The sequence below is a fragment of the Marivirga sp. genome (assembly GCF_035704835.1).
Lineage (GTDB): Bacteria > Bacteroidota > Bacteroidia > Cytophagales > Cyclobacteriaceae > Marivirga.
In genome coordinates this window covers 1-12,944 of sequence record NZ_DASSWQ010000088.1, presented here as the reverse complement: position 1 = coordinate 12,944, position 12,944 = coordinate 1, and the positions used below count along the sequence as shown (strand labels likewise).

The window sequence follows — 12,944 nt, the reverse complement described above, 5'->3', positions numbered from 1 at the left end:
ATTGGGTTTTACGAAACTTACTTACGGCTGACTAATGCAACACAGCCATCATTATTTTAACAAACCGCCCTGTACCGAACGGTACGCAGGGTGGTGTGAGAGGACGGATAGGGAAATAATCCCTATCTTCCTACTCGATTTGCAAAATTTTCCAAATACATTTATCATTATTTTTACTAAATTGAAAATAACTTATGATTCAAAATATGAATAAATTGACTTTCAATTTAAGAAGTGGTTTGTTATTTCCTTTTCAATTCCAATTAGTAGGCTATATTTTCTTGTTTGCAGGTTTAGTTTTGCTAGTTATCAATGTTTGGGCAAGTCTGTTCTTAATAATACTAGGATTTCTAATTGTCACAGCCTATTCAGGGTTAGAATTTAATGACAATCAATTCAGAGAATACAACGCATTCTTTTTCATAAAATCTGGTAAATGGGTTCCTTATAATGAAGTAGAAAAGATATTTATTAAAAAAGCTAAAATCAGCCAGAAGTTTTATGGTAGAGTTAATCAGGGTTCTATGATAACAAAAGAGATATATAAAGCTTTTATAAAATTCGACAATGGGAAGTCAATCTTATTATTTGAAAATAAAAATCAGGATAAATTGAAAGCTAAATTGCAAAAGCTATCGAATCAATTCAGTGTAGAAATTTTTGATTATACTTAAAGTAAATGTAATGATTAACTATTGCCTTTAAATCAATCTAATTTTCATTTCTGAACCTGCTTATCTTTATTTATTATTTCCTGCGTCCAGTTTTCAGCTTCCTCAGTAGTTGAATATATTTTGTATGGAGTAGGTTGATTTTGAAATGAGAAAATGGTTTTCAAAACAGCTCTTATTGCCATATTTGGAATTACATAAGCTGTGCCTTTACAATAAGTTTGAATCATTTTCCAATGTTGACTTATCCATAATGCCTGTTTTTTTTGTAGGGATAATTTCGGTATTACTGCATTAGTTGCGTTAAAAATTAGCGTAATTGTTTCTCTTTTTTCATAACAGTTTTCCAAATCTTCTAAATACTTTTGGAAATTCTCATCCGTACTTTTCTCTCCTGTAAAAGTAACCGTAATGAATGGCATATTAGAAGAATCAATTAATGCGTATGGTTTCATATCAGGCTCTTTAATTAAGCTTTAGTAACTACGATAAATAAGGTTTGTTTGGATTGTTTGCCATAGTGAATGGATTTAGCTTTATTTCATTTTCATTTTTAAAATGATAGTTTCAATGATTTTACTGCTCATTAGAATAATTTATATTTAACTTCCCAAGTGTTAAATATAGTTGTGGTATGAAAAAAATCGTAATTATTATCTTTATAATCGTATTACCCAAAATTTCTATTGCCCAGTTTCAATCTTTTATTGTTGAACAAAAAGGATATGCAAATGAGAGTTTAGAAAAACCTTATTCTTATCAAGTTCAACATCAAATTGCACTTTCTGATGATAGTGTTTATGTATGGGCTGATGATTTGGAATATGCATTTAGGCATCATAAATCTTTAAATCAATTAACTTACTATTTTCCGAATGAAACTAATGAATCATACGATGAATTAGGTTTTTATTTTGCGGATTATCCGATGTCAACAGGAAAGGTGAAAATGACTGGGAATAAAAGTAAGATCTTAGGATATGAAGCTGCCGAAATTGAGATGACGTATAAAAAAATGAGAATTTTAGCTTGGGTAACAAACGACATTAACTCTAAAACGACCGTTTATCCTTTCAAAAACGCGATACGAAATGCTGGTGGAAAGTATGCTCTTATATTTGAAAATCTACCCGGATTTGTGTTAAGCTATCAACTATTCATGAAGAATAAACTATACATTGAGAGTAAAGTTTTGAAAGAGAAAGTAATTGAAGAGTTACCTGATTTTAAAAAGTATAAAAAGAGTTGGATTTCTCTTGAGGACATTAAATTTGGATTGGCTCTACTTCAACATGACAAGCCAATGATAAGCTTAGGTGAGGAATTACCTGATTTTAAGGCTTACTTAATCGATGGGTCTGAATATGATGCCTCAGACTGGGAAGGTTATGTAAAAGTTTACGATTTCTGGGGGTTATGGTGCCCGGGCTGTAAAATGGAAATTCCTATTTTAAATGAAGTAAAAAAACAGTTTGCAGGTAGAAAAGTCAAATTTATTGCGTTTGGTACAGATGATATTGCTACTCTTCGACATTACAAAACGCTTAAGCCATTCGATTATGAAATAGCTTATCATGCAGCCTATGTAGCAAACAAATTGGGTATTTATGCTTTTCCCCAAAGTTTGGTGATATCAAAAAAAAATGAGTTGATCTATACTAAAGAAATTCCATTAGCAGAAAAATTCTTAGGTAATGAAAGGCTAGAAATAGAAAAACAGAAATTTATTGATGCAATAGAAGAAGCACTGGCTGAATAAATCTTTTGAAATCCTGTCAAACAAATCCTAAATTTTTTCTGCGATTTTTTCAGGCTCCTCTTGGATAGATATAAATAATTGTAATTCAGTGATTTAATACTGGGAAAAGTTGATTTAAAACCCCGAATTTCGCCATATATGGCAATTTTCGGGGTTTTGTGTTATATTGTAGTTAAGAAAAAACCAATAACAACTGCACTATATGGCACAGCTAAATTTATTCCAACTCAACTCAATATTTTCTTCAAAATAGTATTTTTGCAAGACACTCGAAATTGGAAAAATACACGAAAGGCTTTCTTTAAAAAGAATTAGGAGGATATCTTCCACCGCGAGTAGAAAACAGTAAAGGTGCTCCCAGACGGTTGAGCAATTAAGGCATTTTGCGTTTATGTTGTTAAAACATTCATTGATAAATTTAAAAATTGGGTATAACAAAACAGGCCTATCTCATTTGAAAGAGATAGGCCTGTTTTAAGAGGGTTAAAAAAAATTAATTTTTTGGCATCAATTTTACTATTTTTCCTGGGGCTTCAACTGCAACGTAAATATATCCGTCAGGACTTTCTGCCACATGTCTTACTCTACCAATGCCTTCCAGTAATTTTTCTTCTTTTACATAATTTCCTTCTCCATCTAATACTACTCTGCATAAATATTGGAATTTAAGAGAACCTAATAGAATATTATGTTTCCAATCCGAATAACGGTCACTGGTTACGAATGTCATTCCGCATGGAGCAATGGATGGATCCCAGTAATGAACGGGTTGTATCATGCCTTCTTTCTTAGTTTCATCTGTAATGATACTTCCATCATAATCGATTCCATAGCTGATTTCTGGCCATCCGTAATTTTTTGCTTTTTTTACAATGTTTAGTTCATCTCCTCCTTTAGGGCCATGCTCATGTGCCCATAATTCACCAGTTTCAGGATGAAATTGCATCCCTTGTGGATTTCTATGACCATAGCTCCAAATACTTTTTTCAGCATCAGGGATTTTTACAAATGGGTTATCTTCCGGAACGTCTCCGTTTTCATGCAATCTGTGCACTTTTCCGTAAGGGTTGCCAATGGATTGTGCATTATCCATTTCGCCTCTTTCCCCTATCGTGAAATAGACATAACCATCTTTAAAATCTATACGTGAGCCAAAGTGTACCCCTGATTTTGTTTTGGGAAATGATTCATAAATCAATTCTTTATTGGTTAAATTATCTCCATCTAATTTTGCTCTCATAATGGCTGTGCTTCCACCACCATCCCCTGGTTTTGAGAAGCTGAAATAAATCCAGCCGTTACTTTCATAGTCAGGGTGTACTTGAATATCTAACAATCCTCCTTGATTCTTATCATAAACTTCAGGAACTCCTTTCAACTTTTTGCCTGAATATTTATCATTTTCAATCAATAAAATTTCACCCCCTCTTTCAGTTACTAACATTCTACCATCAGGCAACCAAGTCATCCCCCAAGGATTTTGTAATCCTTCCGCAATGGTGACCACTTCAAAATCTACCTTGGCAAACCTTTTATCTGGTTCAGCTTGGCAGGAAAGAACCATTAGAAAGCTGAAAATAAGTGTGAATATGATAAATGTATTTTTCATAGTTAATGATTTTTGATTCTTTGTATTATACCACTTTCATGAAATATTGTTGAGTTGGTGAACTGAAATTTGAGATACTAGTAATAGGAATTTTTGAAAATGAACAAAAAAAGAACGCGTTGAAGACGCGCTCTAGGTTTTGTAATTAAATAAATTTAATAATCTTACCCATTATAAATACTCTCAATTTCCTTTGCATAGTTAGCATGAATGATTTTTCTTTTTAAACTCATTTTAGCAGTGAGTTCATGATTCTCAACAGTCCATGCCTTTGGTAATAAAACCGTTTTTTTGATTTTCTCATATTGAGCAAATTGCTCATTGGCTTTATCAACTTCCTTCTGAAATTTATCAATGATGTTTTGTTGTTTTATCATTTCTGCATCTGAAGAGTATGTAATTCCTTTATGATTACACCATTCTTTCAATGCATCAAAATTTGGTACAATTAAGGCTCCTGGAAATTTTTGTCCGTCACCCACCACCATTGCCATTTCTATCATCGTGGATTCTTTTAACTTATTCTCAATATATTGAGGAGCAACATATTTCCCGCCAGATGTTTTGAACATCTCTTTTTTGCGATCGGTGATTTTCAGGAATTTCCCATTCACCATTTCGCCAATATCACCAGTGTGGAACCAGCCGTCTTTATCTATTACTTCGGCTGTTTTTTCTGGTTGATTGTAATAGCCTTTCATGATATTTGGACCTTTTGCTAATACTTCACCATCTTCAGCAATTTTTATTTCTATTCCAGGTAGTGCAGGGCCAACAGTGCCGATCAACATATCCTCTTTATTATATCTATTGAAGGCAATTCCTGGAGAAGTTTCGGTTAAACCATACGCTTCCAAAACGGGAATTTGAGCTGACCAGAAAATAGTTGCCAATCGAGGCTGAAGTGCTGCGCCACCAGAAGCAATTAATTTAATATTTCCGCCAACTGCCTCTCTCCATTTACTAAATATAAGTTTATTGGCTAATTTCAACTGAAAATTATACCAAGCTCCTTGGTTTTTATTTCGGTCAAATTGGTGTCCTAAATTTAAAGCCCAAAAGAACAATGATTTCTTAATCCCTGAAAGCTCCATTCCCTTGGCTACGATTTTATCATAGATTTTTTCAAGTAATCGAGGTACCGTAGTAAACATATCGGGCTGGACCTCTTTTAAATTGTCTCCAATTTTTTCAAGGCTTTCGGCATAATACACGGAAACACCTCTATATAAGTAAAAGTAAACGCTGGTTCTTTCGAATATATGGCAGAGTGGCAAAAAGCTTAGTGATTTTCTGATACCATCCACATCCAAATTTTCTGATACGGCTTTTGCATTACTTAACACATTATGGTGTGTTAGCATTACACCTTTAGGATTTCCTGTGGTTCCAGATGTATAAATTAAGGTTACTAAATCTTCAGGGTCTACAGCATCTCGGTATGGCTGCAAATCTGTTTCATCATTTTCACCACTTTCTTTTAGTTCAGTCCACTGGGGAATCCCGACTAATTTATTGAAAGAATAAATATTTTGAATAAATTCTAACTCTTCGGATGCTTTTTTGACTTTATCATATAATTCTTGGTCTTCAGCAAAAACATATTTCAAGCCTGAATCCTCAAATATGAATTTATAATCTTTAGGAGTGATTGTTGGGTACATAGGTACACTTACTGCTCCAATTTGCTGTAAAGCTAAATCTATAAAATTCCATTCTGGCCGGTTTGATGAAACAATTCCTACCTTATCGTTTTTTGCTAGGCCTAATTTTAGAAACCCTCTTGAAATGGAGTTCACAATATTAATGACATCATCAGTGCTATAACTTTTCCATTTTCCATCATATTTATAAGAAAATGTATCCTTTAGTGGATTATTATTATTTTGATAGCTCAATAAATCAAATAGTCGAGTAGGTTGCATAGCAAATAATTTTAATTTGTCATTAATATAAATGAAAAAAGAGCTAATGCCATTCTAACAGTAGGAAATTTTCTTTTTTATTAGAAATTTAATTTAAACCTTACAATTTCCAGTAACTTATCTATAGCTTATTGACATAAATTCATATTTATTCAATATATTTGATAACATCAAAAGGTAATAGTCATGTTTGATTTTAAAAAAACCAGTATTATTATTTTATTGCTAAGTACATTTTGTGCAATTGATGTTTCTGCTAAAGAAAAAGAAGTTAAAACGAAAGAAAAAGTTAAAGTTGAGACAGAACCAGAAAAGAAGAAATGCGAAAGGACTGATTCATTGAATTTTGTTGGAGATAGGGCAATCGTCAAAGATAGTCTAAGTAAAACAGAGCATAATACCCCTAGCTCTATGTCTTCAATGTCGTACAATATTCTATTTCAAGTAATATATAGATATAGTTTTAAAGAAATCTTCAATTCTCCGGCCGCATCGGAGATTGTAACAAACTAATTAAAAAAAGGCATCCACTACTATTGGCAGATGCCTTTTTTGATGCTTTTATCCAGTGTTTTAATTAAAATTTTTCAATATCAGCAAAGAAGAAACTTCCTTCAATTTGTGCATTCTCATCTGAGTCGGAACCGTGAACCGCATTTGCCTCAATAGATGTTGCAAATATTTTTCTGATGGTTCCGTCCGCAGCATCAGCTGGGTTAGTCGCCCCAATTAATTTTCTAAAATCTTCCACTGCATTATCTTTTTCTAAAATCATAGCAACAATATTGCCTGAAGACATATAAGCAACTAAATCTTTGTAGAAAGGACGTTCTTTATGAACAGCATAAAATTGTCCAGCTCTTTCTTCGCTTAATTTTGTCATTTTCATAGATACAACTCGGAATCCACCTTCTTCAATCATTTTAGTGATTGCTCCTATGTTATTTTCCCCAACTGCATCGGGCTTAATCATCGTAAATGTTCTGTTTCCAGCCATTGTGTTAAATTTATTGATTTGAATATTTTATATCACAAATTTAAAGGATTAATCCGATATGAAATATTATATTTCCTTAAACTACAAATGAATTTGTTTTTATGTCATTGAGTCAGTCATTTAGCTGTTTGTTTTTCATGATTTTCTTGTCAACTTTGCAAATCAATTTAATCCCCACAGGGTTAATCTGATTCATGCAGGATATATTAAAATTAAAAGAGGTTTTAGAAACGCCTCAAAATATTGTGATTACAACCCACCAAAAACCCGATGCAGATGCATTGGGTAGCAGCCTGGGAATTTATAATTACTTAATTAAAAGTGGTCATACAGCTACGGTGATTACACCTACCGATTACCCAAAATTCCTGAATTGGATGAAAGGTAATGAAAAGGTAATTGTCTTTAATGAAAAAGGCAATGAGGAGAAATCGAAAAAATTGGTAGCAGAAGCTGATTTAATTTTTTGTTTAGATTTTTCTAATCTTAAAAGAATTAATGAATTGGGTGAAGCTGTTGCAGCTTCAAAAGCAGATAAGGTTTTGATTGACCACCATCGTGATCCAGATGATTTTGCAGAGTATGTATACCATGATGTGGATTCAGCTTCCACAGCTCAGTTGATTTTTAAACTAATTAAGCTTTTTGGGGATAAAGAGCAAGTAGATAATGATACTGCAGATTGTTTATATGCAGGAATCATGACGGATACAGGGTCTTTCAAGCATCCAAATACTACTCAGGAAGTTCACGAAATAGTAGCCGAACTCATCAGTTTAGGTGCAAATAATTCAGAAGTTTCAAGATTAATATACGATACCAATTCATTAGATCGTTTGAAATTCTTAGGTTTTGCTTTGAGCGAAAGACTTAAAGTTTTTGAAAAAGAACATGCGGCTTACTTTGCCATCTCTATGAAGGATTTAGATAAATTTAATTCCAAAAATGGCGATACTGAAGGATTAGTAAATTATGCGCTTTCAGTTGACGGTATTACCATGGCAGCACTTTTCACAGAAACGGAGGATGGAACAAAGCTTTCGTTAAGGTCAATTGGTGATTTTGAAGTAAATGCCTTGGCAGGTGAATATTTTAAAGGTGGCGGACATAAAAATGCAGCGGGGGGAAAGGTAGATATGAATTTGGAAGATACCGTAAATTTGTTTGAAAAAATTATTAAAGAATACGCAGTACAACTACAAAAAAGAGAAAAAATAGAAGTTTATGAAAAATTATAAGATATTATCAATTGCATTAGTGGCATTGATTTCAATTGTAGCAGCTTGTGATAGTGGAGAAAATAAGGAAACAGAAGCTGGGGTTAGATACATATTGATTAGTTCTGAAGATGGTGAACAACTGGAACAAGGTGATTTTGCAATATTTTCATTGCGACTACTAAATAGTGAAGATTCAGTGATTTTGGATAGTAAGGAAATAGGGGAGCTACCAGTTCAAATTGATGATTCAGTTTTGTCAAGAAGAGGTCCTTTATTTTCAATTTTGAAAGAATTAAAGGTTGGAGATAGCATCAAAACAAAATTAACTGCAACCCAGATTATGACTGAAGGATTTCAGCGACCTGTTTCGCCAGATATGGAGGGGTCTGAAAAACTAACTGTTTTTGCAAAAGCCTTAAATAAATTTGATACTGCAGGTTTCATGGAATGGCAACAACAAAAAAGAGCAGAGGCTATTAGTAAAATGCAAAAAGAAGCTGAAAAGCAAAAAGGCATTGATGATGAAATTATTCAAGAATACTTGACGGAAAATAGCTTAGAAGCTCAAAAAACTGAATCTGGAATTTATTACATCATTACTAAAGAAGGAACTGGAGAGAAGCCAAACAAAGGCGATACTGTAACCGTGAATTATACTGGTAAACTTTTAAATGGCACTATTTTCGATTCATCAAAAGAGTCAGTCGCTAAAAATGCTAATGTATTCATTGAAAGAAGGGATTATAGACCATATCAAATTCCAATCGGAGAAGGTCAAGTTATCCGAGGTTGGGATGAAGGAATAATGTTGTTGAATGAAGGTGCTGAAGCTACTTTAATTATCCCATCGCCTTTAGGATATGGTCCACGAGCAGCGGGAGAAAATTTGCCTGCAAACTCTATTTTAGTTTTTGATGTTGAGTTATTAGATGTAAAATAATATATGTTGAAAATTAAATATTTAATGTTTTTAGGGCTAAGTTTAGCCCTATTCTCATCCTGTGAAGATGAGTGTGAAAACTTGAGAGGGGAGTGTTCAGATGAACAATTGAATAAGGATATAACGGAAATTGAGAAATATCTTGAAGATAATAATCTTACTGCAGAAAAGCTCAATGCATACGAGCTTTATTATATCATACATGAGGAGGGAACGGGGCCTAATGCTGAAAATCGACAAGAAGTTTCAGTAAATTATACAGGCAGGTTTCTTAATGGAGATGTTTTTGATACTTCAATTGAAGCTGTAGCAAAAGAAGAAGGTACTTTCAGTGAAACTAGAACGTATGAACCTTTTACATTTACTTTAGGTATTGACGGAGTGATTGCAGGATGGGAAATTGGACTCAAATTATTGAATGAGGGAAGTAAAGCTACCTTTATTTTACCATCATATTTAGCTTACGGTTTTAGAGGAACGCCTACTATCCCACCCAATACTGTATTATTATTCGAAGTAGAATTAATAAGTATCAACAATTAAAGAAAACCCAATGCAAAGGATTCTTATAAATGCCCTTCTAGTATCAGGCCTTCTTTCGATTTTTGCTTGTGATTCGGAGGTTCAATGTGATCGAGAACCTGAATTAAATGTTGACCAGTCAATTTTGGAAACACAAATAGAGGAAATTGAAACCTATTTAGAATCACAAAATATCGATTATGAAACTCATTCCTCTGGAATTAGATATGTAATGTTGGAACCAGGAGTAGGTAACCCTCCTAATTATTGCGCAGGATTTGTTGCAGATTATGAAGGAAGAGTTATTGGTGATGATGAAGTGTTTGTGGCGGCAATTGGTGGAGAATTTTCTATGCGGTCTGACCAGTTAGCTCCAGGTTTTAAAATTGCTGTCAATCAAATGAATAGAGATGGCGATTATAGATTTTTTATACCGGGAGTACTCCTTATAAATAGAGGGGTAAGTAATCCATTGCCAGTTAATATTCCAGATGGGGAAAATATTGAATTTCGTATTCGTTTGACAAGTTATTAAAATGAAGCTTTGTTTTGCAACCAATAATTCAAATAAAATTAAGGAAGTATCTACGCTTTTAGGAGAAGATTTTAAGTTAGTCGGATTGAAGGATATTGGATGTAATGAAGAGCTAAGAGAGGACCAAAACAATCTGGAAGGCAATTCACAGCAAAAAGCTGAATATATTTTTGAAAATTATAATGTCAATTGCTTTGCTGACGACACAGGTTTAGAGGTGTTATCTTTAAATAATGAACCTGGTGTTTATTCCGCACGATATGCAGGACCTCAGCGTTCAGATGAGGATAATATGGCTTTATTATTGGAAAAACTAACTAATTCTTCCAACAGAAAAGCAAGATTTAGAACTGTTATTTGTGCTTTTATCGACAATCAGAAATATTTCTTTGAAGGAATTGTAGCAGGAGAAATTGCAGAAGCGCATAATGGTGATAAAGGTTTTGGATATGATCCTATTTTTATCCCAGATGGATATTCGAAGACTTTCGCCCAAATGAGCTTGGAGGAAAAAAATAAAATCTCTCACAGATCTATCGCAGTTAAAAAACTGGTCGATTTTTTACAAACAAATTCTTAAACACAGTTTAAAACAGTAGTTTTGCACTCATGAACAATCCATTCATTGTAGGCATAACAGGCGGAAGTGCATCAGGAAAAACGATGTTTCTGAAAAGTTTGCTCGACCATTTCCCAAAAGATGAAATCTGCCTAGTTTCCCAAGATAATTATTACAAAGACCGACACTTACAGCCTAAGGACGAAAATGGAGTGGAAAATTTTGATACTCCTCAGTCTATTGAGTTTGATGATTACGCCCGTGATATCAAAATGCTGAAAGAGGGGAAATCTGTCAGTCGAAAAGAATATACCTTTAATAATCCAGATATAGTGCCAAAAATGTTGGAATTTAAACCTTCCAAAATCATAGTAGTAGAAGGCTTATTTGTTTTTTACTTCCCCGAGTTGGCTAGATTACTTGATTTAAAAGTATTTATTGATGCAAAGGACTACGTTAAGCTCAAAAGAAGAATTATGCGGGATAATACGGAGCGTGGCTATGATTTGGATGATGTTTTGTACCGCTACGAAAAGCATGTAGCCCCTACCTACGAAAAATATATTGATCCTTTTAAATACGATGCTGATGTTATCATACCAAATAATAATAAATTTGATAAAGGATTAGAAGTTTTAGTATCTTACCTCAAAAATGTAAGCTCATGACCAATCGCTTTGCAGTAATCGGATTAGGACAATTTGGCGAATCTATCGCTAGAACCTTGAGTGATAGTGGGGCTGAAGTGCTCGCTATTGATATTGACCTCGACAAAGTAGAGTCCATAAAAGATGATGTAGCCTATGCCGTAGCACTTGATTCAACGGATGTCAAAGCCTTAAAGGCACAAAATATTCAGGATATGGACGCTGTAGTAGTGGCCATAGGTGAAAATTTTGAGGGGCTTTTATTAACAACTGTTTTGTTGCTCGAATTAGAAGTGGAGCGAATTATTGCTAGAGCAGCCAATGCTCAGCAACGTATGATTTTGGAGAAAATGGGAGTAGAGGAAATTCTTTCTCCCGAGGAAACTGTTGGAAAGACAGTAGCAGAGATGTTATTACATCCTAACATGAAATCTTTCCTTCCTTTGCCTGATGATTACGAAATTGTGGAAATTAATACGCCCAGCAGAGTAGTGGATCAAACCATTAGCGAAATAGGATTAAGAGAAAAATATAACCTTAACTTGATCACTGTAAAAAGACTGTATGACGAAAAAGTGGAAGGTCAGTTACAACAAGTAGAACATATCATAGGCGTTCCCCGTGCTGATACTTTCTTAAAAGAAACGGATATCATGATTCTTTTAGGTAAATCAAAAGATGTGAATAAGTTTATTGAAGTAAATAAGTAGGAATTTCTTTATTCCCATTTGGCACTTAAAATATTAAATTTCTACCAATTTAAATCTTTGGGGCTATCCCCTTGAGAGGATGACAATGCTATTAAGTTAAGAAAACTTCCTTAACGAGTTTTTCGCTAAAGCGAAAAAACTTTTGTTTTCTTTTGTATCTTTTGTGGTAAAAAAATAATGTTTGTGCATCTGTACCAACATTAGCAAATTCCCACCACAAAAGTGACAAGAGAACACATAAGAAAATAACCAAGGTTATTTTTTTGGAATACAGTGAAACGTGAGACTTCCAAGCTTAACTTAATAGCATTGGAGGGGATCATGGGGGTATTATGTCTGTCAATTTAGCAGAAGGAAAGCTATTTATAAAGCATAAAAAAGGAAGTAATGCAAGAGAATTTAAAAACCTTTTCCAAAGTTTAGAACTTTGGAAAAGATGCTTTCAAAGTATTTACCCCCCCTATTTGAATACAAGTGTTCTTTTATTTCGAAGAGCTGAGTTTTTAGTGATTTTATTTCTTTATAAAGATCAGATATTTCAACTTCGTCAGTTTTGTCTTCCTCTGATTGAGTTGATTGAAGCAATTCAATGTAATTTATTCTTAATTCTTGAGAGATTTGTATTAAATCGTTTAGCAAGATATCAGATTTACCATTTTCAATTCTATTAAATTTGCTTTGGCTTATTCCTATGCTATCGGCTATAAATTGTTGAACTCAACCTCCGGTAGCTGAAGTATTTCAACTGACCGGAGCGTTAAGCTCATGATATAAAATATAAATATTATGAGCAATTTAAGTAAAAATTACGGATGGTTAAACACCAAGGCTAATTCAGCCAAAACATTAA

The 12,944-nt window shown here is 33.6% G+C and carries 14 protein-coding genes; 10 read left to right on the top strand and 4 right to left on the bottom strand.

Going from position 1 to position 12,944, the window contains the following annotated elements:
- Positions 1-194 precede the first annotated feature (194 nt).
- Positions 195-674 carry a hypothetical protein gene (locus VFM92_RS15760; protein WP_325123190.1) on the top strand — a complete coding sequence of 160 codons (480 nt, stop codon included), beginning with the start codon at positions 195-197 and terminating at the stop codon, positions 672-674.
- A 44-nt stretch (positions 675-718) separates the two neighbouring features.
- Here VFM92_RS15760 and VFM92_RS15755 read toward each other — a convergent pair whose 3' ends face one another.
- Positions 719-1,126, bottom strand: coding sequence for an STAS/SEC14 domain-containing protein (locus VFM92_RS15755; RefSeq protein ID WP_325123189.1), 408 nt, complete (start codon positions 1,124-1,126; stop codon positions 719-721).
- A 179-nt stretch (positions 1,127-1,305) separates the two neighbouring features.
- On the opposite strand from VFM92_RS15755, the gene VFM92_RS15750 reads away from it, so the two are divergent.
- Positions 1,306-2,430 carry a TlpA disulfide reductase family protein gene (locus VFM92_RS15750; protein ID WP_325123188.1) on the top strand — a complete coding sequence of 375 codons (1,125 nt, stop codon included), beginning with the start codon at positions 1,306-1,308 and terminating at the stop codon, positions 2,428-2,430.
- Between the two features lie 493 nt (positions 2,431-2,923).
- Here the strand turns inward: VFM92_RS15750 and VFM92_RS15745 are convergent, their stop codons facing one another.
- Both VFM92_RS15745 and VFM92_RS15740 read right to left on the bottom strand, forming a co-directional pair.
- Positions 2,924-4,039: a PQQ-dependent sugar dehydrogenase gene (locus VFM92_RS15745; protein WP_325123187.1), complete on the bottom strand. Its 1,116-nt coding sequence runs from the start codon at positions 4,037-4,039 to the stop codon at positions 2,924-2,926.
- 164 nt (positions 4,040-4,203) lie between these two features.
- Positions 4,204-5,964 carry a long-chain fatty acid--CoA ligase gene (locus VFM92_RS15740; RefSeq protein WP_325123186.1) on the bottom strand — a complete coding sequence of 587 codons (1,761 nt, stop codon included), beginning with the start codon at positions 5,962-5,964 and terminating at the stop codon, positions 4,204-4,206.
- Between the two features lie 186 nt (positions 5,965-6,150).
- Between VFM92_RS15740 and VFM92_RS15735 the strand changes: the two genes are divergently transcribed.
- The gene (locus VFM92_RS15735) at positions 6,151-6,477 is read left to right on the top strand and encodes a hypothetical protein (protein WP_325123185.1); all 327 of its coding nucleotides are present in this window, start codon (positions 6,151-6,153) and stop codon (positions 6,475-6,477) included.
- A gap of 64 nt (positions 6,478-6,541) precedes the next feature.
- Here VFM92_RS15735 and VFM92_RS15730 read toward each other — a convergent pair whose 3' ends face one another.
- Positions 6,542-6,961, bottom strand: a complete 420-nt coding sequence (locus VFM92_RS15730; protein ID WP_325123184.1) for a nucleoside-diphosphate kinase — start codon at positions 6,959-6,961, stop codon at positions 6,542-6,544.
- Positions 6,962-7,155: 194 nt separating this feature from the next.
- Here VFM92_RS15730 and VFM92_RS15725 point away from each other — a divergent pair, with 194 nt between their 5' ends.
- The 7 genes from VFM92_RS15725 to VFM92_RS15695 are packed head-to-tail and all read left to right on the top strand — an operon-like array spanning position 7,156 to position 12,094.
- Positions 7,156-8,199 (top strand): bifunctional oligoribonuclease/PAP phosphatase NrnA, encoded by a 1,044-nt coding sequence (locus VFM92_RS15725; RefSeq protein WP_325123183.1) that lies wholly within the window; start codon positions 7,156-7,158, stop codon positions 8,197-8,199.
- A complete protein-coding gene (locus tag VFM92_RS15720) occupies positions 8,186-9,121 on the top strand; it encodes an FKBP-type peptidyl-prolyl cis-trans isomerase (RefSeq protein ID WP_325123182.1) in 936 nt (311 codons plus the stop codon). Before VFM92_RS15725 ends, VFM92_RS15720 begins: the two co-directional genes overlap by 14 nt.
- Before the next feature lie 3 nt (positions 9,122-9,124).
- A complete protein-coding gene (locus VFM92_RS15715) occupies positions 9,125-9,664 on the top strand; it encodes an FKBP-type peptidyl-prolyl cis-trans isomerase (protein WP_325123181.1) in 540 nt (179 codons plus the stop codon).
- A gap of 10 nt (positions 9,665-9,674) precedes the next feature.
- A complete protein-coding gene (locus tag VFM92_RS15710) occupies positions 9,675-10,178 on the top strand; it encodes an FKBP-type peptidyl-prolyl cis-trans isomerase (protein WP_325123180.1) in 504 nt (167 codons plus the stop codon).
- A 1-nt stretch (position 10,179) separates the two neighbouring features.
- Positions 10,180-10,758: a non-canonical purine NTP diphosphatase gene (locus tag VFM92_RS15705; RefSeq protein ID WP_325123179.1), complete on the top strand. Its 579-nt coding sequence runs from the start codon at positions 10,180-10,182 to the stop codon at positions 10,756-10,758.
- A gap of 29 nt (positions 10,759-10,787) precedes the next feature.
- On the top strand, positions 10,788-11,405 hold the full coding sequence (gene udk / locus VFM92_RS15700) for a uridine kinase (protein ID WP_325123178.1): 618 nt from the start codon (positions 10,788-10,790) through the stop codon (positions 11,403-11,405).
- Positions 11,402-12,094, top strand: coding sequence for a potassium channel family protein (locus VFM92_RS15695; RefSeq protein WP_308350448.1), 693 nt, complete (start codon positions 11,402-11,404; stop codon positions 12,092-12,094). Before udk ends, VFM92_RS15695 begins: the two co-directional genes overlap by 4 nt.
- Positions 12,095-12,944: the final 850 nt, after the last annotated feature.